Genomic DNA, 23937 nt, shown 5'->3' on the forward strand with positions numbered 1-23937 from the left:
CTTGTCCGGAAGCCTGCAAGTTGATATGCATCAAGCGTGATGGATGCGACTTGGCTAGGATAAAGGCATGGACCATTCGCCCGTCTCTGGGCATCAGTGGGAGGAGCCGAAATGCGCTTTCATCAAGTCAAGGAGTTGGTCGCCTGGGCGGCCGACTACCACCGGAAGCTCGCCGAGCAGTATGATCAGCTGGCCGCTGGTGACGTAAGTGATCGGGTTCGCATGGCCCTGGAGTACCTCGCCGAGCACGAACGCAAGATGCAGACCGAGCTCACCGAATACCTCGAGGAAGAGAGCGATCATCGCAAGGTTCTCGAGACCTGGTTCGATGATCCGACCGACTTTCCCCATGCACCCATGCTCAATCGCCTTACCGAATGCATATCGTGCGACAGTGTGCAGGACGTGCTTTCCACGGCACTGACCATGCACAGGACGCTGCAAGACATGTATGCTCATCGTGCTGAGCTTGCGGCCGCAGACGCCGAGCGCGAGTTCTTCGAATCGCTCTCTACCGGCCACGAGGCCGAGGTACGGCGAATTGCTCGCGATATGCAACGACTCGAGGACTACTGAGGAGAAAGCGATGTCGGATCAGATCCTGTCACTCAAGCTGCTGGGCTACTGGACGGACGAGCAGCTTGGCGAGATTCCTGACGTATCGGGAATCTTCTGTGTCTACGCTGGCACGGCCGCAGCCGATGGCGAGCCCGGCGTTGAGCGGTTGCTCTATATCGGTGAATCCGGCGACGTGCGTCAACGCATTCGCCATCACGAGCTGAGAGAAACCTGGGCCAGCCGCCTGGAAGAGGGCGAGGTGCTTTGCTATAGCGTGGCGGCGGCCACCTATGTCTACCGCGAGCGGCTAGAGGCGGCTCTGGTGTACGTCCACAAACCGCCGGTAAACCAGGACTACATCGACCGTTTTCCCTTCGACAAGACCGAAATGCACTTGCGCGGTCGTACCGACAAGCTGATGTCTCAGTTCATTGTCGAGCGTAGCGACTGATGGCGAGTGAACGGCAGCCGGCAGGGCGTCGGCTCCTGCCGCGCCTCGCGGCCCTGGTGGCCGATCCGGCAGGGGCCGACAACGAGCCCCTGATGGCCCATGTGCTGCTTGAGGAGGCCTCGCGCGCGCGGGCCAGTGATATCCATATCGATCCTTCCCCGGAGCAATGGCGACTTCGCCTGCGCATCGACGGTCGCGTCATTGATGGGCTGGAACTCGATGTCGGCACGGGGCTGCAACTGGTCAATCAGTTCAAGGTCCTGGCCCAGCTCGATCCCATGCCCTCGCATGGCGCCCACGACAGCAGCTTCAGCTGGTTTCTCGATGACGAGGACGAGGAAGGGATCTCGCTGCGAGTGACCGCCGTGCACTGCGTTGCCGGTGAGAAACTGGCCATTCGCTTTCTCGCCCCCCCCATGACCTTTGAGGATCCCCTCTCGCTGGGGATCGGCGAGGAGGGCGCACGGGGAATTCGCCGCTGGATGGATGCCACCGGCGGCATGCTGCTGGTGGCTGGTCCCACCGGGGCCGGCAAGACCACTACCCTCTACACGTTGCTGAACCAGCTTCGCCTCACCGACAGTCACGTGGTGACGCTCGAGGATCCCGTGGAGTACGCCATCCCCGGCATCAACCAGATCCAGGTAGACACCGCGAACGGGCTCGACTTCGCCTCCGGCACCCGCTCCATGCTGCGCCTGGATCCGGACTATATGCTGATCGGCGAGATTCGTGATGCCGGCTCCGCCTCGGCGGCCGTCAGTGTGGCCAGCAGCGGTCGTTCGCTGATGGGAACCCTGCATAGCCGCGATGCCGTTGGAGTTGTCTCGATGTTGCGACAACTGGGGTTGGAGGATGCCGACATTAGCGCCACGCTTGGTCTGGTGATTGCCCAGCGTCTGGTTCGCCGCCTCTGTGAGCACTGTCGCGAGCGTCAGCCAACTCCCGCCCAGGATGCCCAGTGGCTCGAAGCGGTAGGGGTCGAGGTACCCGAGTATGCCTGGGTGCCGGTGGGGTGCGAGCACTGTGATGATCTGGGCTATCGGGAGCGCATCGGGGTATTCGAGATATGGCAGCCCACTCCGGAGGATCATGCCCTTTTGCTGCGCCATGCCGACGACGCGGCTCTGCGACGCAACCTGCTGGAACGCGGCGAGACCTTGATGTTTGCCGACGGCCTGGCCAAGGCCGAGGCCGGCATCACCAGCCTGCGCGAGGTCTTCCGGATGGGCGCTATTCTGCCCGGCTGACGCGCCGGGGAGGACCGGCATGGAGTGCTCGCGCTTCCCTCCTGACAGTCGGAGGCCAATCCGGTATAACGGCTGCACTGCGCGCTTTCATTTCCTTCCATGCCACAGAGATGCCACCGATGAAGCATTTGTCCCGTCGCCGCTTCGGCCTGCTGGCGCTGAGTTCGCCCTTGCTGCTGCTGGACTCGCACGCGTCTGCGAGCCTGATGGATAGCCTGCTGTCCCGTGCCATCGTCCCTCGCCATGACAGCGAGCTGTGGGTGCTGGTCGAAGACAGCGAAGCGGCGCTCAGTGTCTACCGGGGTAACCGCTTGCTCGAGCGCTTCGAGCCGGTTTCGCTGGGCCGCGGTGGCGCCAGGCCGCAGCGCCAGCGAGGCGACCGGGCCACGCCACTCGGCGAGTTCCGGGTCAACCGCTTCAATCACAGCAGCAAGTTTCACATCTTCATCGGGCTCGACTATCCCACCCCGACCCACGCCCGCATGGCGTTGGAGGCCGGGATCTACAGTCAACAGGACTATGACGACTATTTCTCCTACTACCGTCGACACGGCTATCCTCCCCAGGAGACCGCGCTCGGCGGCTTCATCGGCATTCATGGAGTCGGCAAGGGGGATACCGATATCCACGAGCGATTCCATTGGACGGATGGCTGTGTGGCGGTGACAGACTCGCAGGTCGAGCGTCTGTCGTCATTGATCGACATTGGCACACGCGTCGTGATCCGCTAGGCTTTACATACGCTAGGGACGTTCTAAGCTATGGACAAGCGCCGTTGCATATTATAAAACAGCGTTTGACTCCTGTGCTTCGCAGCAGAAGTCGCTGCAAGAAGGCCTGCTTCCGCAGGAAGCCTGATTCTCAGGCAACATCAATGCAGTACCCAAGGAAGACTCAAGGAGAACACTATGACTCTGAAGACTACTCTGAAGCTGACCGCCGCTGCCGCATCCCTGGCCGTCCTGGCTGGTTGTGCCTCTAGCAGCGCCCTGGAAGACGTTCGCATGACCGCTGAGTCTGCACAGGCCGACGCTGCTGAGGCACGCAGCATCGCTACCCAGGCGCAGAGCACTGCCAACCAGGCACAGCGCGACGCTCGCGCGGCCCTGCAGATGTCCGAGCAGAACCGCGAAGAGATGAACCGCATGTTCGAGCGTTCCATGCGCAAGTGATCGTTCTCGACCGCCCGGCAGGGCGGTAGTAGAACCTTCAAGACAGGGGCCTCGCCGTTCGGTGAGGCCCCTGTTTTATGGGCGGGAGCTTATGAACGGGAGCTTATGAACGGGAGCTTATGGGCGGAAGCTTAGTTTTCTAGCCTTCCTCGGCCTGGCGCTCCTCAGAGGCAGTGTCGGCGGCGATCAGTTCAAGGCGATCCCAGAGCGTCTCCGGCGCCGGTTGCGGGGCGTTGGCATCCAGCGCCACGGGCATGCCCTGCGGCACTTCCACGACCTCGCGAAGACGAGCGTAATCCACCGGATAGTCGAGCCCGCTGGTCGCCATATCGACCTGGTTGAGGGCCTCGGTGATGCGCTGGATGGTGGTGCCGTCCTCCTCGTCCAGGTAGGGATAGGCCTGGACGTGCAGGGTGCCATCGGCCCAACCGAGCTTGAACGTCTCGTTTATCAGCGTGACCTGGGTGCCGATGGGCAGGCGTGGGAAGAGGGCCTCGATGTCCTCGGGCAGCATCCTGATGCAGCCATGGGTCACGCGCATGCCCACGCCCTCGGGGCGATTGGTGCCATGGATCAGGTAGCCGGGAATACCCAGGCGCATCTTGCGAGTCCCCATGGGATTGTCTGGCCCCGGTGGCACCACGCTGGGAAGAGGATCGCCAGCCTCGGCATGCTCACGACGGATCGACGCCGGCGGGTACCAGGCCGGGTTCTTGACCTTCTCGGTGATGCGAGTGGTGCCCAGGGGGGTCTTCCAGTCCATGCGACCAACGGCGATGGGGTAGGTCTCGACGCGTGGCGTCTCGTCTTCCCCGGCCGGGGGGTAGTAGTAGAGACGCATCTCCGCCACGTTAACCACCACACCCTCGCGGGACCCCTCGGGAAGGATGAAGCGGCCGGGAATCACCACCGCAGTGCCCGCGAAGGGCGCCCAGATGCTGACATCCGGATTGGCGCGCACCATCTCCTCGTAGCCGATGCCATGCTCGTGTCCGATATCGATCAGCGTATCGCCGCTCTCGGCGACGACTCTGTATACCTCGCCGACCAGGTCCCCTTCCTCGGGAAGAGGATAGTAACCACGCGGCCACTCCTGGGTGCTAGCCTGGAGCGGCGTGGTTAGGGCAGTGCAGAGACCCAGCGCCGTGGCGAATCGGGCAACGCGCCCGAGCGAGGAAGAATGTTTCATGAGGTCGTTCTCTAGGTTGCCGTGGGTCGGGGGCTGCGATGGGCCCATCCTGGGCGCTCTGACCCTATAGTATCGCCCGGCGAGGCAGAAATCCGCTAGCTCCCACTTGGGGTTCCACTCACTTGGGGTCAGACCCTTAAGCAGCCTTTGGGATGGAATCCCAAAGGCTGCTTAAGGGTCTGACCCCGGTGCACCCCGACCCCGGTGAAATCCGGTGCAATCTTTCCGGGCCTTACGCCGCCTCGGCCTTGCGGTTGAGCGTGTCGAGAAGCTGCTCCACCGCCTGGAAACGGGCCTCTTCCTTCTCCATCGGCGCCTCGAAGCGCAGGGTGTCGGCGCCATCCAGGCGGTAGCGATCCGGTGCGTGCTGGATCAGCTCCACCAGCACTAGCGGGTCGACGTCAGTCTGGCTACCGAAGATCACCCGGCCCTTCTCGGGACCTGCCTCCAGGCGGGTGATGCCCAGGCGCTCGGCACGCTGGCGCAGCCGGGTCTGGCGCAGCAGGGTCTTCACCGGCGCCGGCAGCAGGCCGAAGCGGTCGATCATCTCCACCTGCAGCTCCTTGAGTTCGGCCTCGTCATTGGCGTTGGCGATGCGCTTGTACATCACCAGCCGCTGCTGGACATCGTGGAGGTAGTCGTCGGGAATCAAGGCCGGCAGGTTGAGGCTGATCTCGACGCCCTGCTCCAGCGGCGCCTCGATGTTGGGCGTGCGGCCCTCGCGAATCGCCTTCACGGCGCGATCGAGCATCTGCATGTAGAGGCCGTAACCGACGGCCTCCATCTGGCCGCTCTGCTCCTCGCCGAGCAGTTCGCCCGCGCCACGGATCTCCATATCGTGGCTGGCCAGGGTGAAGCCAGCACCCAGGTCCTCGGCACCGGCGATGGCCTCCAGTCGCTTGGCGGCATCCTTGCTCATCAGGCGGGGCGGCGGGGCCAGCAAGTAGGCATAGGCCTGGTGATGGCTGCGCCCGACCCGGCCGCGCAGCTGGTGGAGCTGGGCCAGGCCGAACTTGTCCGCCCGCTCGATGACGATGGTGTTGGCGCTGGGAACGTCGATGCCGGTTTCGATGATGGTCGAGCAGATCAGCACGTTGAAGCGCTTATGATAGAAGTCGGACATCACCCGCTCCAGCGAGCGCTCCGGCAGTTGGCCGTGGGCGACGCCGACCCGGGCGTCGGGCACCAGTTCGCGCACCTTCTCGGCGGCGGTCTCGATGGTCTTGACCTCATTGTGCAGGAAGTAGACCTGGCCGCCGCGCAGGATCTCGCGCAGGATCGCCTCCTTGATCACCGCTTCGTCACGCTGCTGGACGAAGGTCTTCACCGAAAGGCGTCGGGCCGGGGGCGTGGCAATGATCGACAGGTCGCGGATGCCGCTCATTGCCATGTTCAGCGTGCGCGGGATCGGCGTGGCGGTCATGGTCAGGATATCCACCTCGGCCCGCAGGCTCTTGAGACGCTCCTTCTGGGCCACGCCGAAACGGTGCTCCTCGTCGATAATCAGCAGCCCCATGTGGGGCAGTTTCGTGTTCTTCGAGAGCAGCTTGTGCGTGCCGATGACGATATCCGCCTGGCCCTCCTCGATGCGCTTCAAGGAAGCGGCCTGACCCTTACCCGCCGTGAAGCGCGAGATCAGCTCGATGTTCACCGCGGTGTCGGCGAAGCGATCGCGGAAGTTCTCATAGTGCTGGCGGGCGAGCAGGGTGGTGGGCACCAGCACCACCACCTGGCGGCTGGAGTGCACGGCGAGGAAGGCCGCGCGCATGGCGACTTCCGTCTTGCCGAACCCCACATCGCCGCAGACGACTCGGTCCATGGGGCGCGGGGCGGTCATGTCGCCGATCACGGCCTGGATGGCCGCGCGCTGGTCGGGGGTTTCCTCGAACGGGAAGCTGGCCGCGAAGCGGGCGTACTCTGCGTCGGGCGGTGCGCAGGCGAAGCCCTCCCGGGCCTCGCGGCGGGCGTAGATGTCGAGCAGCTCGGCGGCGGTGTCGCGGATCTTCTCGGCGGCGCGGCGGCGCGCCTTTTCCCACTGCTCAGAGCCCAGCCGGTGCAGCGGCGCCAGTTCGTCATCGGCGCCGGCGTAGCGTGAGATCAGGTGTAGGCTGTCCACGGGCACATAGAGGCGCGCGCCATCGGCATACTCCAGGGTCACGAACTCGGCGGCCTGGCCGCCCGCCTCGATCGTCTCGAGTCCCTTGTAGCGACCCACGCCATGAGCCTGGTGGACGACCGGGGCGCCGGGGCGCAGCTCGGAGAGATGACGGATCGCCAGCTCGCTGTCATCGGTGGAGCGTTCGCGGCGCCGGCTCTGGCGTACCACCTCGCCGAACAGCTCCGTCTCGCTGATCACCGCCAGATCCGGGTCGGTCAGCCACAGGCCGGCATCGATCTCGCCCTCGGTGATTGCCAGGCGCGAGTCGCAGCTCAGAAAGGCCGGGAAGTCCTCCACATGGCGCAGCTCGAGCCTCAGCGGCCCCAGGGTCTCCTCCAGGGCCTCGCGCCGACCACGCGACTCGGCGACGAACAGCACCCGCGTGGCGGGATGCTCGGCGAGGAAGCTCTCCAGCTCGGCCAGCGGTTGCTTGGCCCGGGCATTCACCGTCACCGTCGGCGGTGGCTGTGTGGCAGGCGCCACGGCATGTCGATGCTCGGCATCGTCGGTCAGGGCCACCCGGGGGTGGCGTTTGATGGCGCCGAACGCCTCGGAGACGGGCACGAAGGCGCGATGGGGCGGTAGCAGCGGACGAGTGGGATCGACACCGAGGTTCTCGTAGCGGCTCTCGATGGCCTCCCAGTGGTGCTCGGCGGCCTCGAACACCCCAGGCAGCATGGCCACCCGGGTGCCCTCGGCCAGGTGCTCGAAGAGCGTGGCGGTCTCCTCGAAGAACAGCGGCAGATACTGCTCCAGCCCCGGTGAGGGAATGCCCTTGAGGGCATCCACATAGAGCGGGCACTGGCGCGGGTCGACGTCGAACAGCGTCTCGAAGCCCTCACGGAAACAGGCGATGGCGCTGCGCGAAAGAGAATATTCGTGGGCGGGCAGCAGCTCAACGCGCTCGACCCTGTCCTGGCTGCGCTGGGTGTCCGGATCGAAGTGACGCAGGGTGTCGATCTCGTCATCGAACAGATCGATGCGCAGCGCTGCCTCGGCGCCCATCGGAAAGAGGTCGATCAATGCGCCGCGCAGGGCGTACTCGCCGGGCTCATAGACCGTCTCCACGGCCCGGTACCCGGCCCGCGACAGGGCATCGCGGAACCCTTCGCGGTCCAGGGTCTGGCCGGTTTCCAGCGTCATCACGCGCCCGGCGATGTAATCCACCGGCGGCAAGCGCTGCATCAGGGTGTTCATGGCCGCCAGCACGATGCCATGTTCACCGTCCTGCAGTCTTCGCAGGGTGCGTAACCGCTCAGACACGATGTCCTGGTGTGGCGAGAAGCTGTCGTAGGGCAGCGTCTCCCAGTCGGGAAAGGGCAGCACCGGCAGGTGACCATAGAAGCCCAGATCACTCTCCAGGCGCTGGGCCGTGGCAGTGTCGGGGGTGATCACCAGCAGCGGGGCATCCTCGGCCAGGTGGGCCAGTGCCAGGGCGGTGGCGCTACCCGGCGGTGTCTGCCAGTAGAGAATGTCGCGCAGCCCCTGAGGGCGCGGCGGGTCGAGCGGCGAGAAGTTCGGCATGCTATCGGTTACCCAACCGTGGTCGTGAGCGGCGTGCAGAAAGGGGGCATGATACCAGCCTCGCGGCTGCCCTGTAGTCAGCGGCAGGTTTCTGTAAATCGCCTACAGCGGGTGCGACCATCCTGCGATTGCCCCGACAGGTGCCGCCCCGGATAATGCAGAGGTAATTTTACCCACCTGTTCCCACCAAGTAGAGGTCACCCGTGAGTCAGCAAGCCCTCGATACCGTCTTCCAGGAATGGCACGACAACCAGGCGATCGCCGAGCAGATGATCCCGATGATCGGCAGCCTCTATCGTCACAACAACGTGGTCGTGACCATGTTCGGGCGGTCGTTGTTCAACCGCAGCGTGATCCGCATCCTCAAGGATCACCGCTATGTGCGCAAGATCGAGGGGACAGAACTGTCCGTGCAGGACACCTTCCCACTGGTCAAGGCGATGACCGAGCTCAACCTGGGGCCGGCCCATGTCGACGTGGGCAAGCTTGGTGTGGCCTTCAAGGCGCAGGGCAGCGACCCGGTGACCTTCCTGCGTGACGAGCTGGCCGAGATCATCGATGCCCGTGACGCGGCTGGTCACAACGGGCAGCCCAAGGATGTGGTGCTCTATGGCTTCGGCCGGATCGGCCGGATCCTGGCGCGTGTGCTGATCGAGAAGGCCGGCGGCGGCAACCTGCTGCGCCTGCGTGCCATCGTGGTGCGTGGCCGGGGTGATATCGCCAAGGACCTGGAGAAGCGTGCCAGCCTGTTGCGTCGCGATTCCGTGCATGGCCCCTTCGATGGCACCATCAGCGTGGACGCCGAGGCACGCACCATTACCGCCAACGGCAACGTCATCCGGGTCATCTACGCCGACTCACCCACCGAGATCGACTATACCGCCTACGGCATCGATAACGCCGTGGTGGTCGACAACACCGGCATCTGGCGCGACGAGGACGGCCTCGGTCAGCATATCCAGTGCAAGGGGGTGGCCAAGACGATCCTCACTGCCCCGGGCAAGGGCAACATCGCCAACATCGTCTACGGCATCAACCACCAGGACATCGGCGATCAGGATCGCATCCTCTCCGCGGCTTCGTGCACCACCAATGCCATCGTGCCGGTGCTCAAGGTGCTCAATGACGAGTTCGGCGTCGAGCACGGCCACGTGGAGACCGTGCACTCCTACACCAACGACCAGAACCTGATCGACAACTATCACAAGGGCGACCGCCGCGGCCGCAGCGCCCCGCTCAACATGGTGCTCACCGAGACCGGCGCCGCCAAGGCGGTGGCCAAGGCGCTGCCGGAGTTTGACGGCAAGCTGACCGGCAACGCCATTCGTGTACCGACGCCCAACGTCTCCATGGCGATCCTCAACCTGCGTCTGGAGAAGGAGACCGACGCCGCGGCGCTCAACGACTTCCTGCGTCGCATGTCGCTGGATTCGCCCTACCAGAAGCAGATCGACTACGTCGATTCGCCCGAGGTGGTCTCTACCGACTTCGTCGGCAACCGCCATGCGGGCATCGTCGACGCCAAGGCGACCATTGCCAACGGCAAGAATGCGGTGGTCTATGTCTGGTACGACAACGAGTTCGGCTACAGCTGCCAGGTGATCCGCATCCTGCAACACGTCTCCAACGTGCACTTCCTCAAGCTGCCGCACGCCAAGGTGTAGACCTTCGGGTAGCTACAAGCTGCAAGGGCCCTTCGGGCGGCTACAAGCTTCAAGGATCAAGCTATAAGGAAGATCCTTGCAGCTTAAAGCATGAGGCGAATCACTCTGCCTTGCAGCTTGCAGCTTGCAGCTTGCAGCTTGCAGCTTGCAGCTTGCAGCTTGCAGCTTGCAGCTTGCAGCTTGCAGCTTGCAGCTTGCAGCTTGCAGCTTGCCCCTTGCCCCTTGCCCCTTGCCCCTTGCCCCTTGCTCCTTGGCCGCTTACCCCTTGGCATCTCCCTGAGACACTTTTACCCTGTCATGTGACCGTCTTGCGGTTGCGACCATAGGGCAGGTGGTCATCCTTCACGCTTCTCTTTATAATACGACTGATTTTCGGGGTGGTTCGAGCGTGTCTCGGGCCTGACTGGTAACGTACTGAAAACAGAAGAATTCGAATCCATTCGAACTCCTTTCTTCAGCTATCCGATCCATCAACTGGGCGAGACTATGATCGAAGTCAAGAAAGGCCTGGATCTCCCCATCGCGGGGATACCGGAGGCGCGTATCGAGGATGCGCGACCGGTGCGCCATGTGGCCGTCCTGGGCACCGACTATGTCGGCATGAAGCCGACCATGGAGGTCAGTGAGGGGGACAGGGTCAAGCTGGGCCAGCTGCTCTTCACCGACAAGAAGATCGACGGGGTGCGTTTCACGGCGCCGGCGGCCGGTGAGGTCGTCGCCATCAATCGCGGCGAGAAGCGCAAGCTGCTCTCGGTGGTCATCAAGGTCGACGAGACCGAAGAGGCGGTGGAGTTCACGGCTCATGGGCGCGACAAGCTCGAGGGCCTCGAGCGGCAGGCCGTCGTCGACCAGCTGGTCGAATCGGGGCTGTGGACCGCGCTGCGCACCCGGCCCTACTCGCGCACCCCGGCCATCGACAGCTCGCCGACCGATATCTTCGTCAGGGCCATCGACACGCATCCGCTGGCCGCGGATCCAGCGGGGATCATCAACGAGCAGGCCGAAGCCTTCGAGGATGGCCTCAAGGTGCTGGCTCGGCTGACCGAGGGCCAGGTCTACCTCTGCACGGCGCCGGACGCTCGTGTTCCGGGTACCGACGTCAAGGGCGTGCAGCACGAGACCTTCGCCGGTCCACATCCCGCTGGCCTGGTCGGTACTCATATCCATCATCTTTCGCCCGTGGCGCTGCACAAGCGGGTCTGGCATATCGGTTACCAGGACGTCATCGCTTTTGGCAAGATGTTCGCCGAAGGCAAACTGGATGTTCAGCGCGTGATCGCCGTGGGTGGCCCGCGCGCCGAGAATCCACGCCTGCTGCGTACCCGGATCGGGGCAAGCTCCGAAGAGCTGCTTGATGGCGAGGTGATCGATCGCGAGGGTACCCGCGTTATCTCCGGTTCGGTGTTCGCCGGTGCCACCTGCGAGGGCAGCCTGCGCTACCTGGGGCGCTTCCATGATCAGGTCAGCCTGCTCGAGGAGGGCAACAAGCGCGTCTGGATGGGCTGGTTGTCGCCCGGCAAGGATCGCCACTCCGTGATGGGCATCTACCTGTCGAAGATAACCGGCCTGCACAACTATGCGCCGACCACCTCGACCAACGGCTCCGAGCGCGCCATGGTGCCGGTGGGCATGTACGAAGAGGTGATGCCGCTGGACATCCTGCCCACTCAGCTGCTGCGCTCGCTGATCGTCGGCGACATCGAGACGGCGATGCAGCTCGGCTGCCTGGAGCTGGATGAAGAGGACCTGGCACTGTGCACCTATGTGTGCCCTGGCAAGTACGAGTACGGTCCCATCCTGCGTGACAACCTCACCATGATCGAGAAAGAGGCCTGATGATGGGTATCCGACAGACACTCGACAATCTCGAACCCCACTTCCACAAGGGGGGCAAATACGAGAAGTTCTATCCCCTCTATGAGGCGGTGGACACCATCTTCTACGCCCCGCCCGATGTGGCCAAGACCACGGCCCATGTGCGCGACGGCGTGGACCTCAAGCGCATCATGATCACCGTCTGGCTGTGCACCTTCCCGGCGATGTTCTTCGGCATGTGGAACGCCGGCTGGATGGCCAACTCGGCCATTGCCGAAGGCTTCACCTCCATGGGCACCTGGCGCGAGGCGATCATGATGACCCTCGCCGGCGGCCATGATCCGGGCAGCCTGTGGGCCAATCTGGTGCTGGGCGCCACCTACTTCCTGCCGATCTATCTGGTGACCTTCTTGGTCGGCGGCTTCTGGGAGGTGCTGTTCGCCATCAAGCGTGGTCACGAGGTCAACGAGGGCTTCTTCGTCACCTCCATTCTCTATGCCTTGATCCTGCCCGCCACTATCCCGCTGTGGCAGGTGGCGCTGGGCATCACCTTCGGTGTGGTGATCGGCAAGGAGATCTTCGGCGGTACCGGCAAGAACTTCCTCAACCCGGCGCTGACCGGTCGTGCCTTCCTCTATTTCGCCTATCCGGCGCAGATCTCCGGCGATGCGGTCTGGGTGGCGGCCGATGGCTACACCGGGGCAACCGCGCTTTCTGTCGCCTTCTCGGACGGCATGGCGGCCCTCTCCAACCAGTTCAGCTGGTGGGACGCCTTCCTCGGCTTCGTCCCGGGCTCCGTGGGCGAGACCTCGACCCTGGCGATCCTGATCGGGGCCGTGGTACTGCTGTGGACCAAGATCGCCTCCTGGCGAATCGTGCTCGGGGTCTTCCTGGGCATGGTGGCCACCAGCGCACTCTTCAATCTGATCGGCTCCGACAGCAACCCGATGTTCGCCATGCCCTGGTACTGGCACCTGGTGGTAGGCGGCTTCGCCTTCGGCATGGTGTTCATGGCCACCGACCCGGTCTCCGCCTCCATGACCAACCAGGGCCGCCTGATCTTCGGCGCGCTGATCGGCGTCATGACGGTGCTGATCCGCGTCGTCAACCCGGCGTTCCCCGAAGGCATCATGCTGGCGATCCTGTTCGCCAACCTGTTCGCCCCGCTGATCGACAACTTCTTTATACAGGCCAACATCAAGCGCCGCATGCAGCGCACCGGTGTACCGGCCGAGGAGACTGCCTGATGGCACAGAGCAACAACTCCATCAAGAAGATCCTGACGGTGGCGTTCGCACTTTGTATCGTGTGTTCGATCATCGTCTCCACCGCCGCGGTGGCCCTGCGCTCCAAGCAGCAGTTCAATCAGGAGCTGGATCGCAAGACCAACATCCTCGAGGTGGCTCAGCTCTATGAGCCCGGCATGGACGTGAACGAGACCTTCGAGTCCATGATCACACCGCGCGTGGTGAACCTTGATACCGGTGAATACAGCGAGGAGCATGACCCGGAGACCTACAACGCCTTCGAGGCGCGTCGTGATCCTGCCAGCGGGCGCACGCTCTCGGGGCCGGACGATATCGCCGGCCTCACGCGTCAGGAGCTCTACAGCACCGTCTACCTGGTGGGCGACCCGGATGACCCCAAGCAGATCATCCTGCCGATTCGCGGCCAGGGCTTGTGGGGGCTGATGCGCGGCTTCCTCGCCGTGAAAGGCGACGGCAACACCATCGTCAGCATCACCTACTACCAGCATAGCGAGACCCCCGGACTGGGTGCCGAGGTCAACAACCCGCGCTGGCAGGCTCAGTGGGAAGGCAAGGAGATCTACGCCGAGAGCGGCGAAATCGATCCTGCGATCAGCCTTGTCAAGGGCGGTGCCAGCGGCGAGACGGAAGTCGATGCGCTCTCCGGTGCCACCCTGACCAGCAATGGCGTCACCGACATGCTGCAGTTCTGGCTTGGCCCCAAAGGCTTCGCCGACTACCTGGCGAAATTCCGCCAAGGTGACCAGCCTCGTGTAGATGACGTTGCGGGCGATAACGAAACGGAAGGAGCCTGATCATGTCTGATGTGAGCGCAAAGAGCGTCCTGACGACGCCTATCTTCAAGAACAACCCCATCGCCTTGCAGGTGTTGGGTATCTGCTCGGCGCTGGCGGTGACCACCAGCATGAGCGTCTCGCTGGTGATGACGCTGGCGGTGATCTTCGTGACGGCCTTCTCGAGCCTCTTCGTGTCGCTGATCCGTCACCATATCCCGTCCTCCATCCGCATCATCGTGCAGGTGACCATCATCGCCTCGCTGGTCATTGTGGTTGACCAGATCCTCAAGGCCTACGCCTACGAGATGTCCAAGCAGCTCTCGGTGTTCGTCGGGCTGATCATCACCAACTGCATCGTACTGGGCCGCGCCGAAGGCTTTGCCACCCAGAACCCGCCGGGGCTCTCCTTCCTGGACGGCATCGGCAACGGCATCGGCTATGGCTTCATCCTGATGGTCGTGGGCTTCTTCCGCGAGCTACTCGGTGCCGGCAGCGTGTTCGGCTTCACCGTGCTGCAGCCCGTGCAGGATGGCGGCTGGTACGTGCCCAATGGCCTGCTGCTGCTGCCGCCCTCGGCGTTCTTCATCATCGGTCTGATCATATGGGGGCTGCGTGCGCTCAACCCGGAACAGATCGAGGAGAACGAGTTCAAGATGAAGGCAAACACCCAGCCGAAGGAGGCCGTGTAACATGGAACATTATATCAGCCTGTTCGTCGCCTCGGTTTTCGTCGAGAACATGGCCCTGGCCTTCTTCCTGGGTATGTGCACCTTCCTGGCACTCTCCAAGAAGATCTCCTCGGCCTTCGGCCTGGGCATCGCCGTGATCGTGGTGCTGACTATTACCGTGCCGGTCAACAATCTGGTCCTCAACCTTCTCTTGGCTGAAGGCGCGCTGAGCTGGACCGGGATTCCCGGCGCCGAGAACATCGACCTCTCCTTCCTGGGTCTACTCAGCTACATCGGCGTCATCGCCGCGGTGGTGCAGATCATCGAGATGTTCCTCGACAAGTACGTGCCTGCGCTCTACAACGCGCTGGGCGTCTTCCTGCCGCTGATTACCGTGAACTGCGCCATCCTGGGTGGCGTCCTGTTCATGGTCGAGCGTAACTACAACTTCGGTGAATCCGTGGTCTATGGTTTCGGCGCCGGCACCGGCTGGGCGCTGGCCATCACCGCGCTGGCCGGCATCCGCGAGAAGCTCAAGTACAGCGACGTACCCGACTCCCTCCAGGGGCTGGGCATCACCTTCATTACCGTTGGCCTGATGTCGCTGGGCTTCATGTCCTTCTCCGGCATCCAGCTCTGAGACGGGGCGTGCTCTTCCGGCGGCGTCAATTGCCGCCGGTGACCAGGTAACGCAAGCAATAGGAAACCGACATGGTTGATACAGCAGTCATCTTGCTCGGTGTGGTCATGTTCACTGTCATCGTCATCAGTCTGACGTTGGTGATCCTGGCTGCCCGCAGCAAGCTCGTCAGCAGCGGGGACGTGACCATCGAGGTCAACGGCGACCCCGAGCACTCCCTTACCACTCAGGCCGGCGGCAAGCTGCTCAACACCCTGGCCGCCAACGGCATCTTCCTCTCCTCCGCCTGTGGCGGCGGTGGCTCCTGTGCCCAGTGCAAGTGCCGTGTGGAGGAGGGCGGTGGTGCCATCCTGCCCACCGAGGAGTCTCACTTCACCCTGCGCGAGAAGAAGGATGGCTGGCGCCTCTCTTGCCAGGTGCCGGTAAAGCAGGACATGAAGATCGAGGTTCCGGAGGAGGTCTTCGGCGTCAAGCAGTGGGAATGCGAGGTCATCAAGAATCCCAACGTCGCCACTTTCATCAAGGAGCTCAACCTCAAGCTGCCCGAGGGTGAGGAAGTGGGCTTCCGCGCCGGCGGCTATGTGCAGCTGGTGGCGCCGCCCTACGATATCTCCTTCAAGGATTTCGACATCGAGGAGGAGTATCGCGGCGATTGGGAGAAGTTCGGCCTGTTCGATGTCTCTCACAAGAACCACGAGGAAGTCATCCGCGCCTACTCCATGGCGAACTATCCGGACGAGAAGGGCATCCTCAAGTTCAACATCCGTATCGCCACGCCGCCGCCCAACACCAACCATCCCCCGGGGCTGATGTCCACCTATGTCTTCTCGCTGAAGCCGGGTGACAAGATCACGGTGATGGGGCCCTTCGGCGAGTTCTTCGCCAAGGACACCGATGCCGAAATGATCTTCATCGGCGGTGGTGCCGGCATGGCGCCGATGCGCAGCCACATCTTCGATCAGCTCAAGCGTCTCAAGACCGACCGCAAGATCTCCTTCTGGTACGGCGCGCGTTCCTGGCGTGAGACCTTCTACAACGAGGAGTACGACCAGCTGGCCGAGGAGTTCCCCAACTTCGAGTGGCACCTGGCGCTCTCCGACCCGCAGCCCGATGATAACTGGGACGGGCCGACCGGCTTCATCCATAACGTACTCTACGAGAACTACCTCAAGGACCACCCGGCTCCCGAGGACTGCGAGTACTACATGTGTGGGCCGCCCATGATGAACGCCTCGGTGATCAAGCTGCTGACCGATCTGGGCGTGGAACCCGAGAACATCCTGCTGGACGACTTCGGCGGCTGATCTCGATCGCCGCAAGGCGAGCCCAGGGGGCCGGCCGCAAGGCCGGCCCTTTCGCATCTGCTGCCCGACATGCCGATAGATGATTATCGTCATCTCAGGCACTAGATATTCCTCATCCTGGACCTCTCACCGCCTAGTGTTGTCTGAACAGGATGGCCAGCTCTATCTCTACTCTCGAGGAGCCTTGCAATGACAATTTACCTGATGGTATTCGCCTTCTTCCTGCTGATCATGGCCGCCATGGCCGTCGGCGTGATCATGGGCCGCAAGCCCATCGCCGGCTCCTGCGGCGGGCTCAACCAGCTCGGCATGAAGGAAGGCTGCGACATCTGCGGCGGCAAGGACGAAGTCTGCGAAGAAGAGAACCGCAAGCAGAACAGCGCCCGCCGCCGCAGCGACGAAAGCCGCGGCGCCGACCTTGGCTACGACGCCACCCGGCGCTAGGCAATGTCCGGGGTCAGACCCTTAAGTGGCCTTTGGCATGGAATGCCAAAGGCCACTTAAGGGTCTGACCCCTTGTGGAACCGACCTCTTGTGGAACCGACCTCTTGTGGAACCGCAAGCTGAACAGCGCCTGCCGCCGCAGCGACGAAATCCGCGACGCCGACCTCGGCTACGACGCTACCCGGCGCTAGAATCAACTGGAAAAGATAGCGCTCAGGATTAGAGCTGCTAGCCTTGGAGTATGTCTTGCAACTGATGGGAGCGTCGAAACCATGCAATGGAAAACCACCGCGGGAATAACGGCACTTTTTCTTGCCCTGAGCGGCTGTGCCACATCAATGGAAGGACCGGGTGCTTACCCTGCCGAAACACCGCCCAAGCTGATCGAGAAAGGCGAACATCCGACGTGGAATGATCCAGGACTTTTTGGCCCTGTACCGGCGGAATTGCAGGCCATGGGTGATGAAGTATGCCAGTCCGATAATTATCGACACGCCATCGGTTATCACCCTGAAGCCAGAGATATCAACGGATCTCCCATTCCCGGTGGTGGCTTCCTCTGCGTCGACGAGCTCGCCCCCGACACTACCTGACCGCGCTAGCCCCTGGACCGCGCTAGCCCCTGGGGGCCTCCCAGGGGCTGGGCACTGCAAGCTTTTTTCCCCCGTTCCCTATTCCCAGGTTTTGTCATAGTCCTGCCAGTAATCACCCAACTGGCGTTCCCGGGTGAGGTCGTAGAGTTCATATTGGCGATTAAGCCTCGCTCCGCCGTCGCGGGTGAGCGGTCGCCAGGCGATATCGGCGCGTTCGCGGCTCGAGCGGGTGAAGATGGCATCGTAGGGAATCGACAGGTAGAGCCCCTTGTCGAAGCCGCCCTCGCCGAAGTCCTCCACTCCGGCATCGGTCCAGGTGGCCCAGGCGCCGATCCGTACTCCCGAGTCGAATTCCCGTGACAGGTCCAAAGTACCGCCGACATCACCTGCCAGGTAGCGCCCGACACTGACCTTGGCCAGTACATCCTCGACACCGGTCTCGATGTAGCTGGTCAGGTGGCCCGTCCAGTTGTCGTAGTCGCGCAAGCCGAAGCCCTGGTCAAACTCCCGCTGGTAGACCTGATTGGCTTCCAGGCCGATCGCCACCGGGCTGTTGAATTCGCGGTAGAGTATCTCGCCGCCCACACCGGTATACATCATCTCCAGCAGGCCGCCGTAGCCCATGGCATACCAGTTGTCGCCGAGCTTGCCTGTGCGCGTGTATTGCAGGGTCTGGATCCCCACGCTGGATTCGGAGAGATAATCGGCGATGAAGGTGCGCACCCGCGGAAGCCCGGAGCCCTCGACGAAGTCGAAATTGTCCAGGTTGTCCACCACGGTCCAGGCGGCCTCGCCGAACAGCCAGCCGTTGTCATCGGTACGGTATTCGGCATCGACGGCCGCCATCAGGCGAAAGAGATAACCATCCGTCCCGCCGAAGTTCTGATCCAGGCGCGGGCCCACCCCCCAGCTGAAACGCTGCTCGGAGGCGTCGTAGAGCACCTCGCCGTCAGGGTCCGAGAGCCGGCCATGGGTATAGATGCCATGGCGGTGGTCGCGGGCCTGCTCGGCCGAGGTGGCAGCGACGACGAAGGCTTCACGTTCATGCACCGCCTCGCGCAGGTCCATGCCGCGGTTCTCCCAACGGTAGTGGAAGCTCTCCACCTCCTCGTCGGCCTGGGCATGCAGGATGCGACCCGCACGTCCCTCGCTCTGAGTCAAGGCGCGGAAGGTGACCGGCTCGGCCTCCACGCGCAGATCGTCTTTGTCGCGGCTGATGCGGGACACCCGCATGCCAGCGTTCTGCTCCAGCGCCTCGGCCACCTCAGCCCAGTTCTCCCGCGGTGGGGCATCGATAGGCGCCGGCGGTGGGTCTCGCTTGACCTGGCTGAGCCCAGCCAGATCTACGTTGTAGACTAGACCCGCCATGGCCGTATTGCCGCGCTGCCAGCCACCGCGTAGTTCGAAATTGTCCGAGAGCGCCAGCCGAGCTCCCAGGTTGAAGCGGGAGTCCTGATCCTGCTCGGTATCTCTGGGTTCGTTCGAATAGTCGTTGCCTTCCAGCTCGAGCTGTAGCACCAGCGGATCCCAGGGTGTCTGATACTCTACGCCGCCGAAGAAGGCCATGGGGCCCCGAAAAAGGGCTTCCAGGGCGAATTCACCACCCCGGCTGCCCCCCACGTCGGTAGGGCGTTCGTCGAATTCCTCGGAAAGAAAGCCCAAGGGTGAATCGATATCCGCCGCATTGCCCAGATAGCCCCAGCCGACCCCCAGACTGAAGTCGAAGTCGTGCCAACGCTTGCCGGCGACCAGGTACTCCGCACCGAACAGCGTGGTCCCTGCCAGGTCGCGAAAGCCCAGTGAAACCTCCGGCCAGTGGCGGGTCTCCTCCAGCAACCGCAGCTTCATATCGAAGCCCTTGTCCAGAAAGGAGGTATCGCCTTCTGTTGCCAGAAACTCGCGATTCTCGATCTCAACGAAGCGAAAGCCCCCCTCCAGCCAGTCAAGGGGCTGGAAGATGAGATTGAAGCGACGATAGGGCTCCGTCCAACTGAAGCTGGCCGACATCGTGCCCTCGGGTGCCATTCGTGCCGTTGGGTTCTGCATCAAGCCTACCCCACCGAAATCACTCTGGCCTTGGCCCAGTTTCCCCGCCAGGCCATCGGCCTGAACCGGCAACGCCAAAAGCGGCAAGCTACAAGCCGCAAGCAACAAGGACCCTTTGACCCCTTGACCCCTTGAACCTTGTAGCTTGCTCCTTGAAGCTTGTAGCTGCCCGAAGGGCTTCTTGTCACTCATCATCCCTTGCCCCTTGTAGCTTGCTCCTTGAAGCTTGTAGCTGCCCGAAAGGCCTCTTGTCGCTCATCCCTAGATCCCTTGTTCCTGTTCTAGTTTTCGCTTGCCCCTAGCCCCCTTCATTCCGCCCTCCACAGACGGCAGTCGTCACCAGGCAGCCGGGTCGCGAGATAGGCGGGAAGCCGGGTATTGACCAGTTGACGCTCCTCCACGGTGCCGGGGAACGGCAAGGCGCCGCGCAGCCCCTGTCCGGCAGGGAACTCGAGCATTACCCGGCTTCCCGGTGCCAGCGGAGCCGGTTCGGCGTTCCAGGCAGCAATACCCAGGCGGTGCACCTCGCCCGGCGGGGTGATCAGCTGGGCGTGGTTACTATCCCGGCGGGCAGCTTCCGGCAGGGCTTGCAATGCCTCGTCAAGCGTCAGGCCGGGTCGCCAAGCCAGACGCGTCACGCCTGTTACGTGCCAGAGTTCCACCCAGCCAGGCACCTCGCAGACTCCCCACCCGGCGATGGTCGAGAGAGGCGGATTGTGGCGCAGATGGGCGCCGAGCCAAGGCAAGTCCATGCGTCCCGGCGTGCGACCTCGAGCATCATCCATTGCCTCGAGACGAGCCTGCCAGGTCAGCAGGCCTGTGGTGCGGCTCATGTCACCGGCGATGGTGGCACTGGCGATCAGGGTGCGCAGCTCCTCGATCATGCGCCGACGCTGGCCGGGCAGCTCGGCGGCGGTTTCCTGGCGCAGGGCGAAGGCATGGCTCCAGGCCGGGGGTGCACTCCTGCCCTGTAGCGTCTCGATCCAGGCATCAGTCAGGGTGGGGGCGGATTGTGCCAGGGCGGGCAGGGCCGCCAGCGTCGTCAGTACCGACAGGCCAAGTGCTATCAGGACCCGGCGACATCGGCAGGTCGCTCTCCTTACCACCATGGCCGTGCCACCTCCCATTTGAACTGCGCCGCGCCAGGCCAGGGCTGCTCACTCACCGACCAGAGCCTGAGTGTCTCGGCGTCTCGCCACAGCGTGCCCTCCGTGATGCTGCCGTCCTGCCACTGCAGTCGCTGCTCACAGCGCTGCAGCGATAGTGTGGCCAGTGGCAGCTCGCGAGGGGTAGGGGCATGACAGGTCAAGTGCCCCTGGGCCTCGCCACCGGCCACCAGGCCCTCCGTAGTGCGCCACAGACGAGTCACACGGAAGGTGTCCGGTGTAGCGTCCCGCCAGGGGACGTACCCCTCGAGACTAGCTTTCTCGAGAGAGGCGCCCTGATTGTTGGAGTCTTTCGGATGCATTGAATAGCGGGTATGCAGAAGGTCCTGAGGCAAACCGGCGGTGGCGTGCAGGCCCTCTTGATGCAAGGCTACCAGGCCATTGGCCCCTGTTGGCCAATAGCTGGTTTCGCCGGTCAGTGTTCCCAGCACCACCAGGCCCCGGCGGTCGCCGGTGTCCAACGAAAGCGAAGCGAAGGAAAGCGCCTCGGCGCGCTCGGCCAATGAGTCGCTTTCGCCGGGCAGCAGGCCCTGCAAGCTTCCCTTCCAAAGGGTGCCGTCACTGGCGCAAGCACCCAGAAGAGGCAGAGCCACAACAAGAAGTCCCGCAGGCCTGAATTTACCAAAAAGAAGCTTACGGAGAAGAGCTGCACGATAAAGAGCCGCCATGAGGCGGCTGCGGTGTTGCGGGCGATGCTGTCTTCCATGACTTCCCTGGCGCATTGCTTGAACTCGTTTACGGGGTCCCGGTAGGGCTTGAGCCATCACCGGAATCGGCGATGGCGACCGCGACGGCAATGACAGTGATGGTCCCGATGCCTGCTAAGACGGGCACGGAAAGGCCGGTTGCCTGGGACAGGCCGGCCAGCCCTCCACGCTGGGGAGGCCCACCTCCCTGGGGGTTCTGCGCCAGGGCCAGCGGTGAAACTAGCATGCCGGCGGTCGCCACCATGGCCAACGCTTTCTTCGCTTTCGCCTGGTTTATCATATCGCTTCTCCCGATGGTCTAGTCGGCTTGCTGTGAGAAAGGTTCCGACAGCAGTTGAATTACCCTTGAATCTTATAGCCCCATGATAGATGAAGACAGGCGAAAGTCTACCTCTTGAATGCTTTGTGAGTCTGTATCACCAAGCTCATCGAAATTCCGCATAGTCCATCGTTTTCGCTTCCCTATACTCATTTCTTCCTTCGCAAGAGATCGCCTACGAGGCAAAACTTTCTTCACCAGGGGTGGAGAAGGATCAGGCGAGTCGCGTAAACTGCCCTTCCTTGTGCTGTAGCAGGTCGCATCGCAGCCAAGCCAGAGGGCAGGATGAGCCGCTCACACGCTTTGCCGATTCAGCTGCTGTCTATGCAGCGAGCCAATCAGGCCAAGATGGCAGGGTTGAAGCCAGATGCCTACGGTAGGAGCGTGCCGGATCAACGGCCTCGGGGAATCGCCAGTTGACCTCGGGGCGGTAGCGTGTCCGAAAGCCCACAATGAGAACGGTTTCCCCATGTCAACAAGAAGGTGAGCTGGTATGAGAGACATTCTGCGGATCCAAAGGCTGATGCTGCCCCTCGCTGCTGCCCTCTTGCTGGGAGGCTGCGCCTTCGCCCCGGGCAGCCACATGGATTACCAGACCGAGACGGCCCCCATCGATGATCTGGTCGATATCGAACCGATCACTCCCGGCCTGCTGGCCACCTGGCAGTCACCTCAAGGCGCCCAGCCCATCAGCGATGAGCTGCAGGCAAAGCTGGAGGCGTACGAGTATCGGGTGGGCCCCGGCGACGTGCTCAGCATTATCGTCTATGACCACCCCGAGCTCACCAACCCCGGTGGCACCGATCGCAGTGCCGCCGAGGTGGGCAATCTTGTGCAGGCCAATGGCACCTTCTTCTATCCCTACATCGGCCGGGTCAATGCCGAAGGCAAGACCCTGGATCAGATCCGCAATGAACTGTCTCGCCGGCTGGCCACCTTTATTACCGAGCCCCAAGTGGAAGTCAGCGTCGCGGCCTACAACGCCAAGAAGGTCTACCTCAGCGGCGAGGTCAGCCAGCCCAAGACCCTGCCCATCACCAGCGTGCCGCTGACCCTGGTCGACGCCATCAGCCAGGTGGGTAGCGCCAATCCCGGTGCCAACTGGCACTCGGTGTTTCTAAACCGCAACGGCCAGCAGGAGCAGATCTCGCTCTACGCGCTGATGCGCAACGGCGACATGAGCCAGAATCGCCTGCTGCAGACGGGCGACATCCTCCACGTGCCCAGCGCCGAGAACCAGGCTGTCTCCGTGATGGGGCAGGTCAATCGCCCGGGCAGCATCCCGTTGGGTAACGAGCGCATGACCCTCACCGACGCCATCTCGCGCAGCGGCGGCATCGACGAGCGCAGCGCCGATCCCTCGGGCATCTTCGTGATCCGCGGCCAGCAGGCGCCGAGCGCCAAGCTGGCCACCGTGTATCAGCTCGACGTGACCAACGCCGCTTCGTTCACCCTGGGTAATCGCTTCACGCTCCAGCCGCAGGACGTGGTCTACGTGACCACCGCGCCCATCGCTCGCTGGAACCGCGTGATCAGCCTGCTGCTGCCCTCCATCAGCCTGCCGGGCACCGCCGTCGGCGCCGTGGATGACGTGAGAGACATCAATAACTGATGTTCGACCGCATCCTGGTAGTCTGTACCGGCAACATCTGTCGCAGCCCGGTCGCCGAGGCCATGCTGCGCCAGGCCCTGCCGGCGAAGGAGCTCAGCTCCGCCGGCCTGGGGGCGCTGGTGGGGCAGGGCGTTGAGCCCACCGCCCGAGAGCTGGCTGAAGCCGAGGGCCTCGAAGTGGCCGGCCACAGCGCGCGTCAGCTTACCCGCGAGATGATCGCCCAGGCCGATCTGGTGCTGGTGATGAGCGACGGCCAGCGCCGCGCCGTCGGTGAACTCGCCCCCGAAGCCCTGGGCAAGACCCTGCCCCTGGGCAAATGGCTCGACGACGGCCAAGGCCGCGACATCCCCGACCCCTATCGCAAGAGCCGAGAAGCGTTTGAGCATGTGCATGGTCTGCTCAAGGAAGCCACCGAGGCATGGGCGGGTAAGCTTTAGCGGCCAAGCGGCCAAGCGGCCAAGCGGCCAAGCGGCCACAAGCGAGCCCCGTGGGTCAGACCCCGGCGGGGAGCGTTTCAGTGGCAAGCAGCACGTTACGAGCTGTGGCGATATGGCAGGGGTCTGACCCGGAGGGGCGATCGAGGCGTCTCATTAGCTAATTTCAGGGAACACGT

General features: G+C 63.1%; 22 protein-coding genes. 16 read left to right on the top strand and 6 right to left on the bottom strand.

Annotated elements, in window-relative coordinates:
* The first annotated feature begins 111 nt into the window (after positions 1-111).
* The 5 genes from U5L98_RS07685 (at position 112) to U5L98_RS07705 (ending at position 3431) form a co-directional block, all read left to right on the top strand.
* Entirely contained in the window at positions 112-576 is a 465-nt protein-coding gene (locus U5L98_RS07685) for a 2-hydroxyacyl-CoA dehydratase (RefSeq protein WP_322557727.1), read from the top strand.
* A gap of 10 nt (positions 577-586) precedes the next feature.
* On the top strand, positions 587-1009 hold the full coding sequence (locus U5L98_RS07690) for a GIY-YIG nuclease family protein (RefSeq protein ID WP_322557728.1): 423 nt from the start codon (positions 587-589) through the stop codon (positions 1007-1009).
* Positions 1009-2259, top strand: a complete 1251-nt coding sequence (locus U5L98_RS07695) for a GspE/PulE family protein (protein WP_322557729.1) — start codon at positions 1009-1011, stop codon at positions 2257-2259. Before U5L98_RS07690 ends, U5L98_RS07695 begins: the two co-directional genes overlap by 1 nt.
* Before the next feature lie 119 nt (positions 2260-2378).
* Positions 2379-2990: a L,D-transpeptidase gene (locus tag U5L98_RS07700; protein WP_322557730.1), complete on the top strand. Its 612-nt coding sequence runs from the start codon at positions 2379-2381 to the stop codon at positions 2988-2990.
* 177 nt (positions 2991-3167) lie between these two features.
* On the top strand, positions 3168-3431 hold the full coding sequence (locus U5L98_RS07705) for an Lpp/OprI family alanine-zipper lipoprotein (RefSeq protein ID WP_322557731.1): 264 nt from the start codon (positions 3168-3170) through the stop codon (positions 3429-3431).
* A gap of 139 nt (positions 3432-3570) precedes the next feature.
* Here the strand turns inward: U5L98_RS07705 and U5L98_RS07710 are convergent, their stop codons facing one another.
* Positions 3571-4620 (bottom strand): L,D-transpeptidase family protein, encoded by a 1050-nt coding sequence (locus U5L98_RS07710; protein ID WP_322557732.1) that lies wholly within the window; start codon positions 4618-4620, stop codon positions 3571-3573.
* Positions 4621-4852: 232 nt separating this feature from the next.
* A complete protein-coding gene (gene mfd, locus U5L98_RS07715) occupies positions 4853-8302 on the bottom strand; it encodes a transcription-repair coupling factor (RefSeq protein WP_322557733.1) in 3450 nt (1149 codons plus the stop codon).
* 203 nt (positions 8303-8505) lie between these two features.
* On the opposite strand from mfd, the gene U5L98_RS07720 reads away from it, so the two are divergent.
* The 9 genes from U5L98_RS07720 to U5L98_RS07760 all read left to right on the top strand — a co-directional run bounded on the left by U5L98_RS07720 (position 8506) and on the right by U5L98_RS07760 (position 17474).
* A complete protein-coding gene (locus U5L98_RS07720) occupies positions 8506-9966 on the top strand; it encodes a glyceraldehyde-3-phosphate dehydrogenase (RefSeq protein ID WP_322557734.1) in 1461 nt (486 codons plus the stop codon).
* A 486-nt stretch (positions 9967-10452) separates the two neighbouring features.
* Positions 10453-11802 carry a Na(+)-translocating NADH-quinone reductase subunit A gene (locus U5L98_RS07725; RefSeq protein WP_322557735.1) on the top strand — a complete coding sequence of 450 codons (1350 nt, stop codon included), beginning with the start codon at positions 10453-10455 and terminating at the stop codon, positions 11800-11802.
* A complete protein-coding gene (locus U5L98_RS07730) occupies positions 11802-13028 on the top strand; it encodes an NADH:ubiquinone reductase (Na(+)-transporting) subunit B (RefSeq protein ID WP_322557736.1) in 1227 nt (408 codons plus the stop codon). The genes U5L98_RS07725 and U5L98_RS07730 overlap by 1 nt, the downstream gene beginning before the upstream one ends.
* A complete protein-coding gene (locus tag U5L98_RS07735; protein WP_322557737.1) occupies positions 13028-13843 on the top strand; it encodes a Na(+)-translocating NADH-quinone reductase subunit C in 816 nt (271 codons plus the stop codon). Before U5L98_RS07730 ends, U5L98_RS07735 begins: the two co-directional genes overlap by 1 nt.
* 2 nt (positions 13844-13845) lie before the next feature.
* A complete protein-coding gene (locus U5L98_RS07740) occupies positions 13846-14514 on the top strand; it encodes an NADH:ubiquinone reductase (Na(+)-transporting) subunit D (protein WP_322557738.1) in 669 nt (222 codons plus the stop codon).
* 1 nt (position 14515) lies between these two features.
* A complete protein-coding gene (gene nqrE, locus U5L98_RS07745; RefSeq protein ID WP_322557739.1) occupies positions 14516-15133 on the top strand; it encodes an NADH:ubiquinone reductase (Na(+)-transporting) subunit E in 618 nt (205 codons plus the stop codon).
* Positions 15134-15204: 71 nt separating this feature from the next.
* The gene (nqrF, locus tag U5L98_RS07750) at positions 15205-16437 is read left to right on the top strand and encodes an NADH:ubiquinone reductase (Na(+)-transporting) subunit F (protein ID WP_322557740.1); all 1233 of its coding nucleotides are present in this window, start codon (positions 15205-15207) and stop codon (positions 16435-16437) included.
* 189 nt (positions 16438-16626) lie between these two features.
* Complete coding sequence (gene nqrM, locus U5L98_RS07755) at positions 16627-16881, top strand: (Na+)-NQR maturation NqrM (protein ID WP_322557741.1); 255 nt, start codon at positions 16627-16629, stop codon at positions 16879-16881.
* A gap of 272 nt (positions 16882-17153) precedes the next feature.
* The gene (locus U5L98_RS07760; protein WP_322557742.1) at positions 17154-17474 is read left to right on the top strand and encodes a hypothetical protein; all 321 of its coding nucleotides are present in this window, start codon (positions 17154-17156) and stop codon (positions 17472-17474) included.
* A 78-nt stretch (positions 17475-17552) separates the two neighbouring features.
* Here the strand turns inward: U5L98_RS07760 and U5L98_RS07765 are convergent, their stop codons facing one another.
* From U5L98_RS07765 to U5L98_RS07780, 4 genes are all read right to left on the bottom strand, one after another.
* A complete protein-coding gene (locus tag U5L98_RS07765) occupies positions 17553-19715 on the bottom strand; it encodes a YjbH domain-containing protein (RefSeq protein ID WP_416208187.1) in 2163 nt (720 codons plus the stop codon).
* A 113-nt stretch (positions 19716-19828) separates the two neighbouring features.
* Positions 19829-20629 carry a capsule biosynthesis GfcC family protein gene (locus tag U5L98_RS07770; protein WP_322557744.1) on the bottom strand — a complete coding sequence of 267 codons (801 nt, stop codon included), beginning with the start codon at positions 20627-20629 and terminating at the stop codon, positions 19829-19831.
* Positions 20620-21222 carry a hypothetical protein gene (locus tag U5L98_RS07775; RefSeq protein WP_322557745.1) on the bottom strand — a complete coding sequence of 201 codons (603 nt, stop codon included), beginning with the start codon at positions 21220-21222 and terminating at the stop codon, positions 20620-20622. Before U5L98_RS07775 ends, U5L98_RS07770 begins: the two co-directional genes overlap by 10 nt.
* Before the next feature lie 199 nt (positions 21223-21421).
* Positions 21422-21673: a hypothetical protein gene (locus U5L98_RS07780; RefSeq protein WP_322557746.1), complete on the bottom strand. Its 252-nt coding sequence runs from the start codon at positions 21671-21673 to the stop codon at positions 21422-21424.
* A gap of 532 nt (positions 21674-22205) precedes the next feature.
* Between U5L98_RS07780 and U5L98_RS07785 the strand changes: the two genes are divergently transcribed.
* Entirely contained in the window at positions 22206-23324 is a 1119-nt protein-coding gene (locus tag U5L98_RS07785; protein ID WP_322557747.1) for a polysaccharide export protein, read from the top strand.
* Complete coding sequence (locus U5L98_RS07790; protein ID WP_322557748.1) at positions 23324-23761, top strand: low molecular weight protein-tyrosine-phosphatase; 438 nt, start codon at positions 23324-23326, stop codon at positions 23759-23761. Before U5L98_RS07785 ends, U5L98_RS07790 begins: the two co-directional genes overlap by 1 nt.
* Positions 23762-23937 lie beyond the last annotated feature (176 nt).

The sequence above is a fragment of the Halomonas sp. genome, assembly GCF_034520545.1.
Taxonomy (GTDB): Bacteria; Pseudomonadota; Gammaproteobacteria; order Pseudomonadales; family Halomonadaceae; genus Halomonas.

What these genes read in the sequence shown, in the direction of transcription:
- U5L98_RS07685 (WP_322557727.1), top strand. Translation starts at nt 112, where the DNA reads ATGCGCTTTCATCAAGTCAAGGAGTTGGTCGCCTGGGCGGCCGACTAC.
- U5L98_RS07690 (WP_322557728.1), top strand. Translation starts at nt 587, where the DNA reads ATGTCGGATCAGATCCTGTCACTCAAGCTGCTGGGCTACTGGACGGAC.
- U5L98_RS07695 (WP_322557729.1), top strand. Translation starts at nt 1,009, where the DNA reads ATGGCGAGTGAACGGCAGCCGGCAGGGCGTCGGCTCCTGCCGCGCCTC.
- U5L98_RS07700 (WP_322557730.1), top strand. Translation starts at nt 2,379, where the DNA reads ATGAAGCATTTGTCCCGTCGCCGCTTCGGCCTGCTGGCGCTGAGTTCG.
- U5L98_RS07705 (WP_322557731.1), top strand. Translation starts at nt 3,168, where the DNA reads ATGACTCTGAAGACTACTCTGAAGCTGACCGCCGCTGCCGCATCCCTG.
- U5L98_RS07710 (WP_322557732.1), bottom strand. Translation starts at nt 4,620, where the DNA reads ATGAAACATTCTTCCTCGCTCGGGCGCGTTGCCCGATTCGCCACGGCG.
- mfd (WP_322557733.1), bottom strand. Translation starts at nt 8,302, where the DNA reads ATGCCGAACTTCTCGCCGCTCGACCCGCCGCGCCCTCAGGGGCTGCGC.
- U5L98_RS07725 (WP_322557735.1), top strand. Translation starts at nt 10,453, where the DNA reads ATGATCGAAGTCAAGAAAGGCCTGGATCTCCCCATCGCGGGGATACCG.
- U5L98_RS07730 (WP_322557736.1), top strand. Translation starts at nt 11,802, where the DNA reads ATGATGGGTATCCGACAGACACTCGACAATCTCGAACCCCACTTCCAC.
- U5L98_RS07735 (WP_322557737.1), top strand. Translation starts at nt 13,028, where the DNA reads ATGGCACAGAGCAACAACTCCATCAAGAAGATCCTGACGGTGGCGTTC.
- U5L98_RS07740 (WP_322557738.1), top strand. Translation starts at nt 13,846, where the DNA reads ATGTCTGATGTGAGCGCAAAGAGCGTCCTGACGACGCCTATCTTCAAG.
- nqrE (WP_322557739.1), top strand. Translation starts at nt 14,516, where the DNA reads ATGGAACATTATATCAGCCTGTTCGTCGCCTCGGTTTTCGTCGAGAAC.
- nqrF (WP_322557740.1), top strand. Translation starts at nt 15,205, where the DNA reads ATGGTTGATACAGCAGTCATCTTGCTCGGTGTGGTCATGTTCACTGTC.
- nqrM (WP_322557741.1), top strand. Translation starts at nt 16,627, where the DNA reads ATGACAATTTACCTGATGGTATTCGCCTTCTTCCTGCTGATCATGGCC.
- U5L98_RS07760 (WP_322557742.1), top strand. Translation starts at nt 17,154, where the DNA reads ATGCAATGGAAAACCACCGCGGGAATAACGGCACTTTTTCTTGCCCTG.
- U5L98_RS07765 (WP_416208187.1), bottom strand. Translation starts at nt 19,715, where the DNA reads ATGATGAGTGACAAGAAGCCCTTCGGGCAGCTACAAGCTTCAAGGAGC.
- U5L98_RS07770 (WP_322557744.1), bottom strand. Translation starts at nt 20,629, where the DNA reads ATGGTGGTAAGGAGAGCGACCTGCCGATGTCGCCGGGTCCTGATAGCA.
- U5L98_RS07780 (WP_322557746.1), bottom strand. Translation starts at nt 21,673, where the DNA reads ATGATAAACCAGGCGAAAGCGAAGAAAGCGTTGGCCATGGTGGCGACC.
- U5L98_RS07785 (WP_322557747.1), top strand. Translation starts at nt 22,206, where the DNA reads ATGAGAGACATTCTGCGGATCCAAAGGCTGATGCTGCCCCTCGCTGCT.
- U5L98_RS07790 (WP_322557748.1), top strand. Translation starts at nt 23,324, where the DNA reads ATGTTCGACCGCATCCTGGTAGTCTGTACCGGCAACATCTGTCGCAGC.